Annotated in this window: 18 protein-coding genes, 1 tRNA gene and 1 other annotated feature; of the genes, 17 read left to right on the forward strand and 2 right to left on the reverse strand. The window is 35.4% G+C overall.

All coding sequences use genetic code 11. The features are described 5' to 3' along the window. Window positions 1-190: 190 nt before the first annotated feature. The 3 genes from FP432_RS00955 (at window position 191) to FP432_RS00965 (ending at window position 6977) form a co-directional block, all read left to right on the forward strand. Window positions 191-4564 (forward strand): Rib/alpha-like domain-containing protein, encoded by a 4374-nt coding sequence (locus tag FP432_RS00955; protein ID WP_265488961.1) that lies wholly within the window; start codon window positions 191-193, stop codon window positions 4562-4564. 144 nt (window positions 4565-4708) lie between these two features. Next, on the forward strand, window positions 4709-5254 hold the full coding sequence (locus FP432_RS00960) for a hypothetical protein (protein ID WP_265488962.1): 546 nt from the start codon (window positions 4709-4711) through the stop codon (window positions 5252-5254). Between the two features lie 124 nt (window positions 5255-5378). After that, window positions 5379-6977, forward strand: coding sequence for an APC family permease (locus FP432_RS00965; RefSeq protein WP_265488963.1), 1599 nt, complete (start codon window positions 5379-5381; stop codon window positions 6975-6977). Window positions 6978-7083: 106 nt separating this feature from the next. On the opposite strand, the gene FP432_RS00970 is transcribed toward FP432_RS00965, so the two are convergent. After that, a tRNA-Arg gene (locus tag FP432_RS00970) sits at window positions 7084-7157 on the reverse strand. A gap of 122 nt (window positions 7158-7279) precedes the next feature. Here FP432_RS00970 and FP432_RS00975 point away from each other — a divergent pair. The 5 genes from FP432_RS00975 (at window position 7280) to FP432_RS00995 (ending at window position 12602) form a co-directional block, all read left to right on the forward strand. Then, window positions 7280-7459: a 2-hydroxymuconate tautomerase gene (locus tag FP432_RS00975; protein WP_265488965.1), complete on the forward strand. Its 180-nt coding sequence runs from the start codon at window positions 7280-7282 to the stop codon at window positions 7457-7459. A gap of 162 nt (window positions 7460-7621) precedes the next feature. Then, window positions 7622-8965 (forward strand): SLC45 family MFS transporter, encoded by a 1344-nt coding sequence (locus FP432_RS00980; RefSeq protein ID WP_265488966.1) that lies wholly within the window; start codon window positions 7622-7624, stop codon window positions 8963-8965. 57 nt (window positions 8966-9022) lie between these two features. Continuing rightward, window positions 9023-11275, forward strand: coding sequence for a glycoside hydrolase family 65 protein (locus FP432_RS00985; RefSeq protein ID WP_265488967.1), 2253 nt, complete (start codon window positions 9023-9025; stop codon window positions 11273-11275). Between the two features lie 17 nt (window positions 11276-11292). Next, on the forward strand, window positions 11293-11958 hold the full coding sequence (pgmB, locus tag FP432_RS00990; RefSeq protein WP_265488968.1) for a beta-phosphoglucomutase: 666 nt from the start codon (window positions 11293-11295) through the stop codon (window positions 11956-11958). A 152-nt stretch (window positions 11959-12110) separates the two neighbouring features. Continuing rightward, on the forward strand, window positions 12111-12602 hold the full coding sequence (locus FP432_RS00995; protein WP_265488970.1) for a hypothetical protein: 492 nt from the start codon (window positions 12111-12113) through the stop codon (window positions 12600-12602). 80 nt (window positions 12603-12682) lie between these two features. Here FP432_RS00995 and FP432_RS01000 read toward each other — a convergent pair whose 3' ends face one another. Then, window positions 12683-13717 (reverse strand): aldose epimerase family protein, encoded by a 1035-nt coding sequence (locus tag FP432_RS01000; protein WP_265488971.1) that lies wholly within the window; start codon window positions 13715-13717, stop codon window positions 12683-12685. A gap of 414 nt (window positions 13718-14131) precedes the next feature. On the opposite strand from FP432_RS01000, the gene FP432_RS01005 reads away from it, so the two are divergent. The 9 genes from FP432_RS01005 to FP432_RS01045 all read left to right on the forward strand — a co-directional run bounded on the left by FP432_RS01005 (window position 14132) and on the right by FP432_RS01045 (window position 19950). Continuing rightward, window positions 14132-15142: an alpha-hydroxy-acid oxidizing protein gene (locus FP432_RS01005; protein WP_265488973.1), complete on the forward strand. Its 1011-nt coding sequence runs from the start codon at window positions 14132-14134 to the stop codon at window positions 15140-15142. A 100-nt stretch (window positions 15143-15242) separates the two neighbouring features. Continuing rightward, on the forward strand, window positions 15243-16082 hold the full coding sequence (locus FP432_RS01010; RefSeq protein WP_265488975.1) for a YitT family protein: 840 nt from the start codon (window positions 15243-15245) through the stop codon (window positions 16080-16082). Between the two features lie 81 nt (window positions 16083-16163). Then, window positions 16164-16243, forward strand: a sequence feature (ribosomal protein L21 leader region). A 15-nt stretch (window positions 16244-16258) separates the two neighbouring features. After that, window positions 16259-16570: a 50S ribosomal protein L21 gene (gene rplU / locus FP432_RS01015; protein ID WP_265488977.1), complete on the forward strand. Its 312-nt coding sequence runs from the start codon at window positions 16259-16261 to the stop codon at window positions 16568-16570. A 17-nt stretch (window positions 16571-16587) separates the two neighbouring features. After that, the gene (rpmA, locus tag FP432_RS01020; protein WP_265488979.1) at window positions 16588-16887 is read left to right on the forward strand and encodes a 50S ribosomal protein L27; all 300 of its coding nucleotides are present in this window, start codon (window positions 16588-16590) and stop codon (window positions 16885-16887) included. 191 nt (window positions 16888-17078) lie between these two features. Then, window positions 17079-17681 (forward strand): hypothetical protein, encoded by a 603-nt coding sequence (locus tag FP432_RS01025; protein WP_265488981.1) that lies wholly within the window; start codon window positions 17079-17081, stop codon window positions 17679-17681. Between the two features lie 310 nt (window positions 17682-17991). Further along, a complete protein-coding gene (locus tag FP432_RS01030; protein WP_265488982.1) occupies window positions 17992-18270 on the forward strand; it encodes a helix-turn-helix domain-containing protein in 279 nt (92 codons plus the stop codon). Beyond that, window positions 18194-18835: an XRE family transcriptional regulator gene (locus FP432_RS01035; RefSeq protein ID WP_265488983.1), complete on the forward strand. Its 642-nt coding sequence runs from the start codon at window positions 18194-18196 to the stop codon at window positions 18833-18835. The genes FP432_RS01030 and FP432_RS01035 overlap by 77 nt, the downstream gene beginning before the upstream one ends. A gap of 179 nt (window positions 18836-19014) precedes the next feature. Further along, window positions 19015-19206: a thiazolylpeptide-type bacteriocin gene (locus tag FP432_RS01040; protein WP_004896709.1), complete on the forward strand. Its 192-nt coding sequence runs from the start codon at window positions 19015-19017 to the stop codon at window positions 19204-19206. Window positions 19207-19260: 54 nt separating this feature from the next. Then, complete coding sequence (locus FP432_RS01045; RefSeq protein ID WP_004896708.1) at window positions 19261-19950, forward strand: ABC transporter ATP-binding protein; 690 nt, start codon at window positions 19261-19263, stop codon at window positions 19948-19950.

Raw genomic sequence — 19950 nt, forward strand, 5'->3', positions numbered from 1 at the left:
ACCAAAAATGCATATTTGCAGAATTTGGTTCTTTTTTTATTGCAATATAAAATAACGAGTTATTTTAATTATATAAGATTTATTTTATTAATTTATTTGCGATTGATGATGGTTAATGGTTGTAAAGATAACATATAGTGATAAAATAAAATAAGAAACAACAGAGGAGAAAAAGAAAGAGAGTAAAGTTATGTTTCATAAACATGATGTTGGATTTATTAATAAATTAAATGGCAAGCAAGAAAGATTTGGCTTGCGTAAATATGCAGTTGGCTTATGCAGCGTGTTATTAGGAACTGCATTTTTCATGGTAAATGGAAATACTGTTCATGCGGAAACTACTAATGCGAAAGAAAGCCCAGCTTTGACTCAAAAAACAAAAATGAGGGGGGAAGCTAATCTTCAGCCTTCAAGGGATGCTATTCAAGATACGGCAAGTTCCGATAATGCAGTAGCTGAGAAGCAAACTACAACTGATGCAATTATTAATTTAGAAAAGCAAAAGAGTAATGATGTAGGAGTTAGCTGTACAAATTTGCCAGCAAAGGATAATACTGACACTAGCCAAACTGAGACTCAAACTGTTGTACGTGATGTTTATACTAAATTACCAAGACAAGAGCCTGAATTATTGGCTACTCAAAGCGAAACTACCTCTCATTCACGCTTCTTAATTAAGGTTGTAAGTGGATATGAACATTATAATGATAATAATTTAAGCCGTCTTCAAGAGGTAGATGGTCAATCAGTTAGTCAATATCGAAATCAGATTACCAATTATCAATATGAAAAGGATGATCCTAATTTTGTAACTTATACACCATGGATCAATAAAGATGGGGATCATACTGTTGTAGACATAAACAAAAATCCAAATCTAGACGGAACAGATAATAAATGGTATGAGAATACAATTTATGATATGAGTGTTTGGGGAAATTGGACTAATTGGACTCCAGTAACTTTTGACAAAGTACAGGCTCCTGATAAAAAGGGTTATCAAGTCATCAATCCTACTGCTGGAGATAAAATGACTTTTATAAATGGTGATGTTGTTACAAATCCACATATGGTTGTTACTTATCAGTATCAACCTAAAAAGACCCAAGACACTGAAAACAGGACGTTTAAGCGTACCATATATACTCAACTTCCTGGTGAAAAAGCTGTTGAATACAAGCAACAAACTGCCGATTCATCACGTACTAGAGCGTGGATAGAAGTTCAATCTGGTTATGAAAATCAAGATGAAATTTACCCAAATGTTGGGAAAGATATGATATATATGCCTAAAACAGGTCGTAGCTGGTTAGGACGCCCAGACGGATATCAAACATTCACAGCTGGTTACGTATTTTACTCAAGAAATCGTATTACTAATTATGCTTATCCTGAAAGTAGTCCTAAGCATATCACCTATACCAAGTGGTATGACCTTAATCGACCAAGAACTTTGGGATTTCAAAATGAAGATAAATCAGGAAACCCAGTTCCTATTCAATCAGGATGGGGTGAATATGGTAATTGGACAGGTGGCAAGTTTGCTGCCATAAAGGCACCAGAAATCGCAGGTTATACTGTGGCAAATCCTGATGTAGCTCCAGAGGTAACTGATGCAAATAAGGACTTAACAGCAACCTTTGTTTATACTGCAAATGATCAAACGAGAAAGATTATCTTTATTGATCCTGAAAACAAGTCAGTTGGAAACCCACAAACTTTAACTGGAAAAACTGGTACCAGCGTAACTATTGGTAATGGTGAAGGACAAACCCCATTAGAAGTACCAACCGGCTACGAAATCGTACCAAATACTCAAGTACCATCAAGTGTTGGCTTTAACGCAACTGATAACCCTGACATTACTGTTAAGGTTCAAGCTAAGGTTGATACTGATGATGGATGTAATGACAAGAGTAACAGTGATGTTTACCGTCAAGTAACTGAAACAGTTACTGTAAACATTGAAGGTCAAGAACCTCAAGTTAGAACTCAAACTCTTGACTTCTACAGAATTAAGTCAACTAACGAAGCAACTGGTCAAGTAACTTACACTGACTGGACTTCAAACATGACTGACAAGTCAACTAGCTTTGCACCAGTAGAAATTCCAACTGCTGGTGGTTACACTAGAACAATTACTGGCGGCACAATCACTACCAAGGATGGTAAGGATTATGTAGCTTCAGTAAGTGGTTTGAGTGATGGAACTCCAGTAAACAACATCAACGTAACTGTAAACTACACTAAGGCAGAACAAACAGCTACAATCCAATATGTAGATAACAATGATCATAATCATGTGGTTGGTACTCAAGAAGTATCAGGAAAAATTGGGGAAACCGTAAAGGTAACTTATACAGCTCCAACCAACTGGAAGATTGTAGCAGGTCAACCAACTGGAGAGACAATTACATTCGGTTCAACCCCAATTAAGGACACTATTGTTTACGTTGAACATAAGACTGAAGATGTTACTAATGATCCGAGTCTAAGATTGAGGGTAAATAAGACTATTACTAGAACAATTAAGATTGATGTTGCTGGTAAGGTTACTACTTTAAGTCCTGCTCAAACTGTAACTCTTCATCGAACTGCAACTAAAGATTTAGTAACTAAAGAGATTACTTATAGTCTTTGGAACACTGCCAAATTCGCTGCAGTAACTGCTCCAAAAGAACCAGGTTACACAGTAACTAACCCAGATGCAGCTCCAGCAATGACTGTAACTAGTGAGACTAAGGATTCACCCGTAATCTTTGTTTACACTCCTAATGCTCAAACTGTAAAGATTATTTTTGTTGATCCAAATGGTAAAACAGTTGGAAACCAAACTTTAACTGGAAAGACTGGTACTAGCGTAACTATTGGTAATGGTGCTGGTGAAACTCCATTAAACATTCCAAGCGGATATAAATTAGTGCCTGGTGTTAAAGATGTTCCAACAAAGGTACCATTTAATCCAACTAATAATCCAGATATTACAATTCAAGTAGAAAAAGTAGTGCCTCAGCCACAAAAGGATAAGTACACACCAATTCCAAAGGATATCCATACCCGAGTAGGTAAGGAACCAACTCCAGCGCAAGGAATTGCTAACATTCCAAACTTACCAACTGGTACAACTTACACTTGGACTAATGGTGCTCCAGATGTTTCAACTCCAGGAACAAAGAGTGTAGAAATTACAGTTCACTATCCAGGTGGTACCACTGCTACTGTAACTACTAAGGTAATCGTTGAAGACTCAACTAAGAAGCCAGAAGATAAGTACACACCAATTCCAAAGGATATCCATACCCGAGTAGGTAAGGAACCAACTCCAGCACAAGGAATTGGCAACATTCCAAACTTGCCAACAGGTACAACTTATACTTGGACCAATGGTGCTCCAGATGTAACAACCCCAGGAACAAAGAGTACTGAAATTACAGTTCATTACCCAGATGGTTCAACTGACACTGTAACTACTAAGGTAATTGTTGAAGAACCAGCTAAGAACCCAACAGACGCTGATAAATACACTCCAGAAGGTCAAGATATCAACGTTGAAAAGGGAGCAAAGGTACCAGATGCTTCAACAGTAATTATAAACAAGCCGGAATTACCAGCAGGAACTAAGTACGAATGGAAGAATACTCCAAGTACTGATAAAGTTGGTAATGTACCAGCAGTAGTTGTAGTAACTTACCCAGATGGCTCAGTTGATGAAGTTCCAACTACAGTGCACGTAACTGACAATACCCCAGCACCTACTCAAACAGATACTGACAAGAATACTCCAGAACCAAAGGATATTCATACTCAAGTAGGTGTAGTTCCAAGCCCAGAACAAGGAATTGGCAACGTACCAAGCTTACCAAGTGGTTCTACATACACTTGGACAAATGGCCAACCTGATGTAACTACTCCAGGAACCAAGAGCGTAACTATTACAGTTCACTACCCAGACGGTACAACTGCTACTGTAACTACTAAGGTAATTGTTGACGAACCAACTCAAAACCCAACCAGTGGAGACGAAGGTAACCAACCTACACCAACGCCAACCCCACAACCAACTAAATCAACTGTTACACCTCAACCACAACCAGTTGTTATTCCAGCTGGTCAGGTTCCAGATCCTGAACAAGGAATCAAGAATAAGGATGAATTCCCAACAGGTACTAAATTTACTTGGAAGGATACTCCAGATGTAAGTCAACCAGGTAAGATTACCGGAACAGTAATTGTAACTTACCCAACCGGTGAAACTACCGAAGTACCAGTAGAAATTACTGTTGCTCCTCATGCAAATGTGGATACTGATACTGCGGGTCAAGATGAAGATACAACTAATGTAGAAGATTACACTTCGATTAGAGTAGATAAGTTTGATGATGATAATCCATCAAATAAACTTGAAGCTGGTGCAAATGTGCACGCAAGTTTAAATACAACTGACAAAGCTAAGACTTTACCACAAACCGGGGCTCAAACCACCAAGACTGGTTTACTCGGTTTGGCAATTGCCAGTGTTGGTGCAATTTTAGGTCTTGCTGTAAATAAAAAGCGTAAAAACTAGTATGCGATAATTCTTAACCGCAAAAGATTGATCAAAATAATTTGGTCAATCTTTTTTTATTGAGCGCAGAAATTAAAGTTCTAAATAAAAGTTTGTTAAAATAAAGCTTGAACAAGCAATTACATAGAAAAGGAGGGATAAATAATGGGGTTAGAAGCAATTACAATCCATTCTCAAGGCCGTGGTAGTAGTCAGAGCGAAAACTTAGGCCGGGGTGTATTCGAAACCACAATTAAAGCAGCTGGGATTGCGCGCTTGCAGATTCCCGAAGTAACCGAAGCCAAGTTTTATCATTTTAATCCTGAAAAAAATGATGATGGTATAGATAAAGTTTATATCGCACCCGCAATTTACTTGTCATTTTGGACAGATGAGATTGAAAAAAATGTCACTGTGCGTAAATATGAACAAACAAGCGATACTTTGGCAAAAGTTACAGCATCCCCCAAGGACTTTTTTGAACACGTCAAAGATGCTAAGGATATCACCATGATCACCCTCAAATATACTAATAAGCGGCCAATTAATATTCGGGTCCCATTTAAATATAATGAGATGGTAGATAGTTATGATGAACAGTTCCATGAAAATCTCCTCCAAAAGGTGATGGAAGTACCAGAAAAGATTATTGGCGATCCTTTTATTGATCCAGATGTAAGTCCAGGAAGATTGAATATTATAATTAAGTAAAGAAAAGCTCTAAAGCCTGATGGTTTTAGAGCTTTTTTTGGTAGAAAAATATAAATTAAATTGAAAGTGAAAATATTATTTTGATAAAATTAAATTAATATTATTGAGAAGTAAGGAAAGATGAATGGATAAAAGTAAGCTACATAAAATAAGTCTTTTTTCAGCTGTCATGCTAGCTCTGAATTCTTTAATTGGTTCTGGTTGGCTCTTTGGGGCAGGTTCAGCCGCCAAAATTGCAGGGCCAGCGGCAATCCTTTCTTGGATACTTGGTGGGGCAATTATTATTATTATTGCTCTCACTTATATTGAATTAGGTTCAATGTTCCCTGAAAGTGGTGGGATGAGTAAATATGCCCAGTATAGTCATGGACCATTATTAGGCTTTATCGCTGCCTGGGCTAATTGGATTTCGCTAATTACATTAGTGCCAATGGAAGCAGTAGCGGCAGTTCAATATATGAGTTCATGGCCTTGGAGATGGGCAAACTGGACCAGTCAATTTATGAAAAATGGCGTAATTACGACTCCAGGACTATTAGTAGTATTTTTATTCATGTTGGTTTTTACTCTGATCAATTTTTGGTCAGTAAAATTAATGACTCACTTTACTAACCTAATTTCAGTTTTTAAAGTTTTATTACCAACACTAACAATTATTGTTTTATTGTGTAGTGGTTTTCACCCGGGTAACTTTGGTCATGATGTTCATAGTTTTATGCCTTATGGCAGTCGCTCTATTTTTGAAGCAACTTCAGTAGCCGGGATTATTATGTCTTATGATGCCTTCCAAACTGTAATTAATATGGGTGGAGAATTAAAAAATCCACGTAAAAATATTGTTCGTGGGGTATTAATTTCAATGCTACTTACAGCAGCAATTTATATTATGTTACAAGTGACTTTTATTGGTGCAATTGATCCGAAAATGTTAGCTCAGAGTGGTTGGAAGGGAGTTAACTTTTCTTCACCATTTGCCGATATTGCTATTTTACTCGGCATTAATTGGTTAGTAATTTTACTTTACTTAGATGCCTTTGTTTCACCGTTTGGTACGGGAGTTGCCTTTGTGGCTACAGCTTCGCGTGCGATTGCGGCGATGACTCATACTAAGCATTTGCCAAAATGGTTAGGACACTTAGATTGTCGTTATATGGTGCCAAGATTTGCGATGATATTAGACTTTTTCTTAGCGATGATTTTGGTAAGCGTCTTTAGGAATTGGAATTTATTAGCGACTGTAATCACGGCAGCGACCCTAATTGCATATTTAACTGGTCCTGTAACCGTAATTTCTTTACGAAAAATTGCACCGAATTTAGAACGTCCCTTCAAACCAAATTGGATGAAGTGGGTAGCACCGCTGGGCTTTGTTTTGACCAGTTTAGCAATTTATTGGACAATGTGGCCAACAACAATTCAAGTAATTTTTGTAATTATTTTGGGCTTACCAATTTATCTTTATTATGAAATTCGTTATCAGCATTCATCTCTTAAAAAACAACTTAAAGGATTTTGGTGGATGTTAGGTTATTTAGTCTTTATTTCTGTCATGTCATATGTAGGAAGTACAGGCTTTGGTGGTCAAGATTGGATCAAATATCCTTGGGACTTCTTGCTGATTATTATTGCTTCATACCTATTTTATAGCTGGGGAATTAAATCTCGTCTTGCCAAGGTAGAACCTGCAGCAATTAAAGTCAATAAACGTGTTAAAAATAGATAAAACAAAAAGAGAGTGCAGTGAACTGCACTCTCTTTTTGTGATGCACAAATGATGCACATCGAATTCAAGACATAAAAAAACGCCCTCGAAAGGGCGTCTGTTGTAGTGATTCGGGTGAGATTCGAACTCACGACCCACGGTTTAGAAGACCGTTGCTCTATCCAGCTGAGCTACCGAACCGTTCCTGACAACAAAAACTATTATATTGGAAAAGAGGACAAGTTGTCAATATAAATTAGCATGATTATTTGGAGTTCATGGTAAAATTTATAAAGAAAAATAAATTAAAACGGAGGATTATTATGCCATTTGTACATGTAGAATTAATTAAGGGCCGTAGTGAGGAACAATTAACTAATTTGATGAAGGATATTACTGAAGTTGTTCATAAGGATACTGGAGCACCAAAAGAACATATTCATGTAATTATCAATGAATTAACCCACCATACCTATGGCAATAATGGGGAATGGAAGGCTTAAACATTAATTATTTAATAAGAAGGCTTATCTTTTCAGGATAAGTTTTTTTTATTTATTTAATAATTTATTTTTTGCAAGCGATTGCAAGAAACTAAAAATACTGATATATTAATATTGCAAGTACGAAAAGAGCTTACAAGAATTTTAGATTGGAGGAATAATATGGATCAGCAAGAAAAAACTACTGGTTTACCAACGCTTTCTAAAGAAATGATCTGGATGATTAACTTTGGTTTCTTAGGTGTACAAATTGCCTTTACTTTACAAAGTTCACAAATGAGTAGAATTTTCCAAACTATTGGTGCAGACCCTAATAGTTTGGGATGGTTCTTTATTTTACCACCACTAGCAGGTTTGATTGTGCAACCAATTATTGGTTCATTATCAGATCGTACCTGGTTACCCAAATTAGGTGGTCGTCGTTTACCTTATCTTTTATTGGGAACAATTGTTGCAGTAATTGTTATGATCTTATTGCCAAATGCAGGTAGCTTTGGCTTTGGTTATGGTTCACTTGCAGCATTGTGGTTTGGTGCGATAACGGTTGCCTTACTTGACTTATCATCAAATGTGGCAATGCAACCTTTCAAGATGATGGTTGGTGACATGGTTAATGATAACCAAAAGAGTTATGCTTACGGTATTCAAAGTTTCTTATCAAATACAGGTGCTGTTTTAGCAGCTATTTTCCCATTTGTATTAACTTACTTTGGTGTTTCTAACGTTGCCAAAAAGGGTGTTGTACCACAATCAGTTATTATTTCGTTCTATGTTGGTGCAGCTATTTTAATTGTGACTACCTTATTTAGTGTTTTCCGCGTTCATGAATATGATCCTGCAACTTATGCAAAATATCATGGTATTACTGAAGCAGATAACAAAGAGGGCGGTAACTGGTTTACCTTATTACGTCACGCTCCTAAAGCATTCTGGACTGTTACTTTAGTTCAATTCTTCTGCTGGTTTGCTTTCCAATACCTTTGGACTTATTCAGTTGGTGCGATTGCTAAGAATGTATGGCACACTACAGATGTAACCACTGCTGGTTACCAACAAGCTGGTAACTGGTACGGTGTTTTGGCAGCTGTTCAATCAGTTGCAGCAGTTATTTGGTCATTTGTGTTAGCTAAAGTACCTAACAAGTACCACAAGCTTGGTTATGCTGGAAGTTTAGTTGCTGGCGCAGTTGGTTTTATTTCAATCTTCTTTATTACTAACCAATGGCTTTTAATTATTTCTTATGCATTAGTTGGTATTTCATGGGCTGCAATTAACACTTACCCATTAACTATTGTTACTAACGCTTTATCAGGTAAACACATGGGAACTTACTTAGGTTTATTTAACGGTTCAATTTGTTTACCACAAATCGTAGCTTCATTACTCAGCTTTGTTTTATTCCCATTACTTGGTGGGTCTCAAGTTCACATGTTCATCGCTGGCGCAATTGCAATGGTTTTAGCTGCAATTTCAGTTGGTGCAATTCGTGAGACATATGTTGAGTAAAGCGTAAAAGTAAAATACAATTAGAGTTAAGTAAATTGTATAGGAAGGAACAAAGAAATGAAACAAACATTTGAGATTGCTCCATGGCATGTTACAACTACTAAGTGGAGTCCTGAAGATAAGCGTATTCAAGAATCTATCACTAGTTTAGCTAATGAAAATTTGGGAATGCGTGGCTTCTTTGAAGAAGGTTATTCTGGTGATACCTTAGAAGGGGTTTACCTTGGAGGTGTTTGGTTCCCAGATAAAACTCGTGTTGGTTGGTGGAAGAATGGTTATCCGCAATATTTTGGTAAGATGATCAACGCTGTTAACTTTATGAAGGTAATTATTAAAGTTAATGGTGAACAACTTGATCTTGCAAAGCAAACTCCAGCTGACTTCAAGCTTGATTTAGACATGAAGCAAGGTATTTTTACTAGATCCTTTACTGTTGAAATTGGTGGCGCAAAACTAGGTTTTAGTTTTGAACGTTTTGTTAGTGTTACTCAAAAGGAATTAGTTGGTCAACGTATTAAGATCAACAATTTAGGTAATAGTGAAGCTAAAATTGAAATTTCCAGCATGATTGATGCTGATGTTTACAACGAAGATGCTAACTATGATGAACAATTCTGGAATATTTTAGATAAAAAGGCTGATGGCGATCATGCTGAATTAGTTTCAATGACTAAGAAGAATGACTTTGGCACTCCTCGCTTTACTGTAGGTATGAAGTCAACTACTAAGACTGATTTAAGCCATAAAGAAGATCGCGTAAATGAAAAGTCAGTCGAAAATATTTTTGAAGGAACTATTGCTGCAGGTCAAGAAGCAGAATTTGAGAAGCGTACTATTGTTGCAACTTCAAGAGATTTTGAATCTGAATCAGCTATTACTAACTACCTTGATGAATTAAGTAGTGCATTAGATAGCGAAAGCTTTGACGATTTACTTGCTCCTCATATTAAAGAATGGGCTAGACGGTGGGAAAAATCAGATGTTGAAATTGATGGTGATGAAGGTGCCCAACAAGGGATCCGTTTCAACTTATTCCAACTCTTCTCAACTTACTATGGTCAAGATTACCGCTTGAATATTAGTCCAAAGGGCTTTACCGGTGAAAAATACGGTGGTGCTACTTACTGGGACACTGAAGCTTACTGTATTCCTGTTTACTTGGGTGTCGCAAACCCAGAAGTTGCACGTAACCTCTTAATGTATCGTTATAAGCAACTAGATGGTGCTTTCATTAATGCTCAACGCCAAGGTTTAGACGGAGCTTTATTCCCAATGGTTACTTTCAATGGGATTGAATGTCATAATGAATGGGAAATTACTTTTGAAGAAATCCACCGTAATGGTGATATTGCTTATGCAATCTACCTTTACACTAATTACACCGGTGACCGTTCATACGTTCTTCATGAAGGTGCAGAAGTTTTAACTGAAATTTCTCGTTTCTGGGCCGACCGTGTTCATTATTCACAAGCAAAGAACAAGTACATGCTTCATGCTGTAACTGGTCCAGATGAATATGATAACAACGTTAACAATGACTGGTACACTAACTTACTTTGCCGCTGGACACTTCAATACACTTTAGATATTCTTGATCAAGTTGATCCAGAAGTAGCTGAAAAATTAAACGTTACTGAAGATGAAAAACGTAAGTGGAAGGGTATTGTTGATAACATGTACCTTCCATACGATCCAGAAAAGAAGATCTTCCCTGAAAATGATGGCTTCATGGATAAGGATTTAACTCCAGTTTCAGAAATTCCAAGTGATCAATTACCATTGAACCAACACTGGTCATGGGATAAGATCTTACGTTCACCATATGTAAAACAAGGTGATGTTATCCAAGGTCTTTGGGACTTTATTGATGATTTCAGTAAAGAAGAAAAGAAGCGTAACTTTGACTTCTATGAACAATTTACTGTTCATGAATCAAGTTTATCTGCTTCAGTTTACTCAATTATTGCTGCTGATGTTGGTTATGAAGATAAAGCGGTTGAACTATATGAACGTTCAGCTCGTCTTGACTTAGACAACTACAACAATGATACTGCCGATGGATTACACATTACTTCAATGACTGGTAGCTGGCTTGATATTGTCCAAGGTTTTGCTGGTATGCGTGTACGTAATGGTGAATTGCATTATGCACCATTCTTACCTAAGAAGTGGAATTCTTACAAGTTCCGTCAAAACTTCCGTGATCGCATCTTAGAAGTTAAAGTTGATAAGAACGGTACTGATATTAAGTTGATTTCTGGTGATCCAATCACAATTGATTTAGCCGGTAAAAAACTTGAATTAAAGTAATGCTGGAGGCATAATTAATGAAATTTGAAGATCTTAAAGGTTTTGCTTTTGACTTAGATGGAGTCATTGCTGATACTGCACGTTTTCATGGTCAAGCATGGAGTGATGTGGCTAAAGAAGTGGGGACTGAATGGACTCCAAAACTAGCAGCTGATTTAAAGGGTGTTAGCCGCATGGATTCTTTAGAATTAATTCTTAAAGCTGGCGGCCACGAAAATGACTATTCGCAAGCTGAAAAAGAAGCCTTAGCAGCAGAAAAGAATAATAACTACCTTAAGTTAGTCGACACCTTAACCCCAGCCGATATTTTACCTGGAATCAAGGACTTTTTAGATGAATTAAAGGCTAAGAATTATAAAATTGCTTTGGCTTCTGCATCCAAGAATGCACCTAAGATTTTAAAGCAATTACAATTAACTGATTACTTTGAGGGAATTGTTAACCCTGCTGATTTAAAGAAGGGTAAACCAGATCCTGAAATTTATCTTGAAGCTGCTAAATCAATTGGCTTAAAGCCCGATCAAGTTGCAGGAATTGAAGATGCCCAAGCAGGAATTGCTTCAATTAATGCAGCCGGTGAATTATCAATTGGAATTGGCGAAAGTCTTAAGAATGCTGATATTAAATTTGCTGATACAAGTGAATTAACTTTAGCTGCAATTAAGGCTGCTTTGACTAAATAAAATTTAATTATCTTTTTAACACACGTTTCCTATTTGTTACAGGAAGCGTGTGTTTTTGCGTTTTAAAGCGTTTTATTTAAATATTTTTTGTGATGGTGTTAGGATAAACGTAGTTAGTAAATAAGTAGTATTTATGGGTGGAGGTAATTGTTATGACTGCATTAACTACAAAATTATTTCTCGATGTTAAAGAATTCGAAAAGTATCAAGAGATGCTAAAAAAGCAAGTTCATTTAGATGAAAAGAATTTGATTGATTCAACTGCATTTCCTGATAAGCATATTTATCACCGTGCAATTAGAGTTCTTAATAAGAATAACGGAAGTCTAACTAATAGAGACTTTCTTTTACAATATAATTTCCGTGTAACTGAAGTACTTGATTTGACTAATGCTCTAGTTAAATTTAAGATGGTCACAAAACAAGATGGTGAAAATGATACTTATACCTTAACTCTCACCGAAGAAGGTAAGAAAGCAGCTCAATGGCTTGAAGATCGTCGCAATAAGATTTCTGAAGCTGCTTATAACACTCTTACTCCAGAGGAACAACAAGAGTTAGATAATTTAGTTAATAAGTTGACCGAAAATTATAAGGGTCGTGATGTTAATTACATGGCTTTGAAAAATATGATGTTCAACTAACACTCAAATATAAAAACAGTATCTTGATTATGAGGCAATTCATAATTAAGATACTGTTTTTTTGTAAATAAATTAGAAAATTAATATTTAATTTCGTAACGAATTCGGTGGTGGACTGGAGCAAGTGGTCTTAAAGTAATATCACCAAATTCAGGGAAATCTGTCGCATCGGGCAAATTCTGAGCTTCTAAAGCTAGCGCACTCCAGTTTCCTTGATGATTAAGAGGAGCATCATCTGGTAAACCGTTGGCTGAGAACATAATCAAAGCATTGCGATCAGAATACATTCTCATTTCCCGTCCAGATTTTGGATCTTGCAATATTGCAATTGGATCATGGGCGTAAGTTGAACTAGGTTTAACCACAAAGAAGTCGTCGTAACCCTTTTCCGGAGTTTGATTCATTGCTGCCAGAGTTTCTTTTAAGCAAGCACCTGCTTTAAAATCATAACCGATACTTTCATTAGTAAGTAATTTACCAGTTGGTAATTTTTCATGATCTACTGCTAAATGATAATTTGAATTGATGGTTAACTTTTGACCTTCAATGGTTTTATCGGTATCACTCAGATTCCAGTAAGTATGACTAGTTGGATTGAAAAGAGTTGGAGCATCACTTTGACCGTAAAGATCAATTGTTACTTGATCCAAATTGTCTAAAGAGTAAACAATGTCAATATCTGTATTGGCTGGAAAACCATCATCGTCAGGAGCAAAATTACGATGTAAAACTATTTGACCACGGTCTTTAAACACTTTAGCTTCGGTATCCCAAAATTGGTTTTGCCAGCCTTGATCACCACTATGAATATTATTCTTGCCTTCATTTTTTTGCAGGTAAAAAGTCTTGCCATCAATTTGAAACTCGGCATTTTTGGTGCGGTTAGCAACTGGTCCGATTAATTGACCGATACTGTAGCCCGCTCTTAAATAATCAGCCATTGAATTTCCCGCTAGTAGCAAATTAAAATTGCCTTTAGCAGTAGGAATTGAATATTCTTGCCAAATGCCACCATAATTTAAGACACTTATTCTTACACCATGGTCATTTTCAATGGTGTAGCGTGTAACTTGTTTATCATTGACTTTACCAAAATCATTTTCATATACTTGCATGTAAAGGCTCCTTTCTAGTAACCGTTTTCATTTGTATTTTAACATATCTAGAGATTAAAGCGAAAAGCAAAAATAAAAGGGAAGTAAGATTGACTTACTTCCCTTAAAGAGATAAATTATTAATCTTCTTTTTTGGCTTCACTTAAAGCCTTCATAATTGAAGGATTCTTTGAGTGACAATCTTTGATCATTTGAAGATCTTCTTCGCTTAATTTTACAGTGTATTTAGTCATAATTAATTCCTCGCTTTTTATTTTATAAGTTAACTATAGCTCATTTTAGGGCATTCGCACAGATTTTTTACATAAAAATAGTATATTTTTAAGTACTTTATGAACTTTAGCTGTAAAATAATCATCAACTAATGATTTTAAATTGGTAATTAAGAAGAGAGATTTAGAAAGGATGTAAAAAATGAATAAAGAAATTGATACTGCAACTGGAGCATCGAAACATCATCTTGAAGAAATAAAAGAGACTCCTGTGAATAGTCCCTGGCCTGGCCCTAAGGGGATGATTCCAGTAACAAGTGGCCAAGCAGAAGATGCTAATGTGCATAATCGGGCTTACTTAGATAATATTTTGGTAGAAATGCGCATTATTGATGCTGTCGAACCTAAGTTAGAAACTGAATTTTTTGGTAGAAAATATGCTTCGCCAATCAATTTAGCTGCAGTTTCTCATTTAAATAAGGTTTTGGAAGATAAAAGTCGTAAACCAATGCAAGAAAAAGCTCGTGCGGCTAAAAATTTGAATGTTTTGAATTGGATTGGCATGGAATCTGATGCTGAGTATCGTGATATTGTAAGTGAAGGCAAAGATAGTGTCCGTATTATTAAGCCTTTTGCTGACCATGAAAGAATTTTTAATGAAATAAAAGTTGCACAAGAAACTGGAGCTGTTGCGGTAGGAATTGATATTGATCATGTCCCTGGCACAAATGGTAAATATGATGTCGTTGATGGCATTGAGCTTGGTCCGATCACTCAAGTTGATTTAGCTAAGTATGCTGCTTTTGCTGATGTTCCTTTTGTTGCTAAAGGAGTTTTATCAGTTCAAGATGCGTTAAAAGCGCGTGATGCTGGTTGTAGTGCAATTGTTGTTTCTCATCATCATGGACGTTTGCCTTTTGGTGTACCACCATTGCAAGTATTGCCACAGATCAAAGAAGCTCTTGGGAATAGCAAAGTAACTATTTTTGTTGATGGCTCATTAATGAGTGGTTATGATGCTTATAAAGCTTTAGCACTTGGCGCTGATGGTGTTCTCATTGGAAGGGCAATTTTGCGGGAATTACTTGATCATGGTACAGCTGCAGTAGAAGATAAAGTGGTTAAAATGAATGAAGAGCTTAGTGAGTTAATGATGTATACTGGTGTAAAAAATACGACTAGTTTTGATCCTAATGTCCTTCATTTTAATTAAAAATTATAATTGAATAACATTTTAGCAATAATCTTGCTCATCTACTACTTTTATCTATAAAATGATATAGAGAAAGACATTATTCAGAAAGGACGGTCGGATGCCAAATAAACTAAAAAAACGTTCTTGGATGAGGTGGATTGTATTTTTAATTGCACTTGAGATTATTGCAATTTCAATTAACTTTTTCTATGGTCCAATCAATATTGCAGCTGGGGGTTCAACTGGGATCTCAATCTTAGTTGATGCTGTTTGGGGAATTAACCGTTCAATTACAGTTTTTGTGGTTAATGTATTAATGCTAATCTTAGCAGCAATTTTTTTAGGAAAAACTACTACTAAAAATATCGCTCTAGGTAGCTTTATTCTACCTGTGCTAATGGAGATCACGCCCAGTTTTAAGGTTACTAATAATGATTTACTTGCCGTAATATACGGTGGAGCTTTGATGGGGCTAGGGGTCTCGCTGCTATATCGTGTTAATGCGTCAAGTGGTGGGACCACGATCCCACCGATGATTTTAAAGAAATACTTCTTTATTAATCCAGCTATTTCGCTTTTATGCATTGATATGATAATCATTTTCCTTAATATTTTTGTCGATGGCTTAAATGCTTTTTTCTTAGCAGCATTCTCTCAACTCGTAACAGCAATTACTATGAACTTTGCTGAAGCCGGCTTTGATCGGAAATATCAAGTTAGAATCATGAGCAATAATGATTTTGAGGAAATAAAGCAAATGCTGATGAAGAATTATACCGGTTTAACGCTTTACAATGTAGTTGGTGGCTACTCAGAAGAAGATAAACAGCAAATTTTAATCGTAGTTGATACCCGTGATTATGGTCCTTTAATTAGTAAAATTCATGAAATTGATCCCAATGCTTTTATCATTACTGACACGGTAGTAAGTGTCCATGGAGGTAAGTGGGGCTTATAAGTTGTCCAGATTTTTTCTTGATAAAGAATTGCGAAAAATCAAGAGTGGTAGTACACTATAAGAGTTGTATTTGTGGAAACCTCACATCTGCAACCGCACACTTAAGGTAAGGAAGAAGATTAGTGGTAATCTCACCTCAAGTGGCGAGTCTAAGTATTTATTTCGGAGGTGTACAAATGTACGCAATTATTAAAACCGGTGGTAAGCAATACAAGGTCGCTGAAGGTGACAGCATTTTCGTTGAAAAGCTTGAAGTTGAACCAGGCGAAAAGGTAACCTTTGATGAAGTTATCCTTGTAAATGATGGGAAGTCAACTAAGATTGGTACTCCAGTTGTTGATGGTGCTAAGGTTGTTGCTAAAGTTGACAAGCAAGGTAAGGAAAAGAAAGTTGTAACTTTCAAGTACAAGCCTAAGAAGCACTCACATACTAAGTATGGTCACCGTCAACCTTACACTAAGGTTACTGTTGAAAGCATCGAAGCTTAATTAAGGGGTGAAACAATATGATGATTAATAATCTTGAAGCACTTAAATTATTTGCCCACCACAAGGGTGGTGGTTCTACTGCCAATGGTCGTAACTCAGCTGGTCGTCGTTTAGGCGCAAAGCGTGCTGACGGTCAAGAAATCCACGCAGGTTCAATTATTTACCGTCAACGTGGTACTAAGATCCACCCAGGTAAGAATGTTGGTCGTGGTGGTGACGACACTTTATTCGCTTTAGTTGATGGTGTTGTTAAATTTGAACGTTTGGGTAGAGATAAGAAGCAAGTTTCTGTTTACCCAGCTGAAGAAGCAAAATAATTAATATTTTGAATTTTAAAAGACTGGATGTGGTATCACATTCAGTCTTTTTTTGCCTAAAGGGCTTGACAAAAATAATAAAGATATTAAAATCTTTAGTAAATAAATTAAAAGATTTTGAAGAGCAGAGGAATCAATTTTAATTTAATACAGAGAATTGACAGTTGGTGAGAGTCAAGTAAAGGCAATTGATGAAAATGGGCTTGGATTTCAGAATTAGTGAAGCGTTAGCTAATTACGGGGTTGCGCTCGTTAACGTAGAACAAAAATTTCGTGCCATAGATCGTTATCGTGGATTGAAGTTAGGCACTACTAAAAAGTATTATGAATCGGCACACCCACAAACCGTATTTTTAGACCCTGAGAGCGATCATAGAATAAAACGAGAAATAACTCACAGATCAGATTTATATGGCTTGTCAGGCTATAAAATTGCAGATCTGGAAGCAATTATTATGACTTACGAAGACTTGCTTAAAAATGGAAAACTAAAAGAGTGGGATTTGCAAGATTTAGCAATTATTGAACGAGCATGTTTTGATAAACAAATAAAATTAGCTGCTAAAACAGAACATTCAGATAAACCTTACATCCCGCACCGTAAGACATTAATTAATCCGCTGGTAATACAGTTAATTGATAGTCATCGTTTAGATGATTACAAGTCTGAATCAATTGACTTAGAAATAAATAGATTAGTCCGAGAAAACTTTGGAAAATATAAGCAAAAAGAAGATAAGCGTCCATACGAATTGAAGTTTGTCTTATTATTCTGTAGTGCTAAGACTCTTTGATCTTTGAATAATAAGATACAAAGCTCAGTAGTGATGTGTAGTAACCCTCAAAACTCGGATACTGAAGTGTCATACAAGAGTTAGACATTTATAAAATTTTAAAGATTCGAAAATACACGGTTCCTGTATTTTGCAGGAGGCGTGTATTTTCATTGTTAAATTTTATGTCTAACAATTATTAGACAATTCAATCTTGGATTAATAAACCTTGATTTGGTTAGGATTTTTCTTTTGAGTGGAAGATCTTTAACTTTTATAGCTTTAATCGTATACTCGTTTTAATTATTGATAGTTTGAAGGAGTAAGAATTATGAAAATTGGGAAGGCTTTGAAAGAGATTCGTCTTAATTTAGGTCTAAGTCAGGCTAAAATGTGTGAAGGAATTATACAACGACCTTTTTATGCTTTAGTTGAAAGTGAAAAAAGTGGAATTGGTGCAGAAAGTTTAATTATGATTTTGATTAAACACGAGGTAGATATAGATTATTTTTTTAATCTTGTGAAAGATGCGTATGTTACTCCAGAAGATAGAGCAGATCAATTATTACAAAATAAGATGGAATACGCAGTTAACTCAAAAAAATATTAACGCTATTAATTTTTATGAAAAAGAGATATCTACAGTTGCTACAGATGAAATATTAAAGCTCAGAGCACGAGTAACAGCTGCATATTTTGCAAATCAATTAGATGAATTGAATAACGATTTAATAACTAAAATATATAAAAAGTTTGATAAAGAAGAGTGGACAAGATGTCCATCGCTGTTGCGTCTTTTGGCTAATACAATGCCATTATGGGAATACAATCGATTAACTTCATTAATGAAACATCTGTTACATACTATCGAAAGAAGAAAAGTAACATCGGAATTAATGATGGAAAGATATATAAGAATTTTAGAAAATTATTTAGTTAGTTGTTATGATCGAAAAAAATATAAAGATAAAAACCAAAAAGTATTTATTGATAAAGTCTTTGAATATTTGATAAAGAATACGGCATCCTTTCACTTTATGATATATAGATTACATGCATACTACATGAAAGCTCTATTTGAAGATGATAGGATAACAGCTAAAAATATTATAAAATCTCTTGAAAAATATGGATATGGAAAAGCCATCGTGAGTTGGCCAAAAGTTGAATTGTAATAAATATATTACAAAGACATTCAGATTATAAATTCTTATGATAACATCAGTAAAAACATAGAAAAGGAGGGTATAGGAATATGACTTGGTGGCAATTACCAGTTATTTTTTTTAATAACTTGTTTAAGTAAAGAGAAGAATAGAATCTGGTACTAAATAAAAAGAAAGGAGAATAAGCTATGAAGAATCAAAAACAAAAGAAGTTGGAAAACTTAAATGATTTAAGTGATGCATTTGATGATATTGAAGTAATCGAATTAGATGAAACGATGACTCTTTCTGAAACAGCTGCTTCTTCAGGAAGTTCATCATGTAATAGTTGTTCATGCTGTGCTTCTACATCCTGTTGTAGCGTACACATTCATTTATAAAGTTTTTAGGTATTAGGATGTGTATATTTACGCATCCTTTTTTTGAGGAAATCTATGCAAGTAAAATCATTATTTATGAAATATGGAAATGTAACAGCTTTGAATAATATATCATTTCAATTTCCTGCTCATTCATTTGTTGGTGTAATTGGTCAAAATGGTAGTGGAAAAACTACCTTGTTAGAGTGCTTCATGGGTCTTAGAAAACCTATGTCAGGGGAGATAGATTTTTCTAAAGAACTAGCTGGTAGTAAACTAAATGAAAAAATAGGAGCAGTACTTCAGGAAAATAACTTTTATGATTCGATAAAAGTAAAAGAATTGCTTATTTTATTTTCAACTTTTTATGAAGATTGTTATGAAGTAAATGATTTGATGGATAGATTGCGCATTTCTGACTTAAGAGATAGATATTATCATGAACTATCAGGAGGAATGAAACAAAGAGTAAATCTTGCTTTAGCTTTTTTAAATAAACCTAGTATTGTGATTTTAGATGAACCAACTACTGGATTAGATCCCTTTGCTCGAAGAGAATTTTGGAACAATTTAAAAGATATGGCACGAAATACGACAGTATTTTTATCATCACATTACATGGAAGAAATTCAGCAAAATTGCGACTCTTTAATATTTTTAAATAAAGGGGATTTAATTTATAGTGGAGCAATGTCAAAGCTGTTATCCAAATATGATAAGCCAGATTTAGAGGAAATATACATGAAAACTATTGGAGGTAAGTAA

The sequence above is a fragment of the Lactobacillus sp. PV034 genome, assembly GCF_014522305.1.
In the GTDB taxonomy this organism is placed as follows: Bacteria; Bacillota; Bacilli; order Lactobacillales; family Lactobacillaceae; genus Lactobacillus.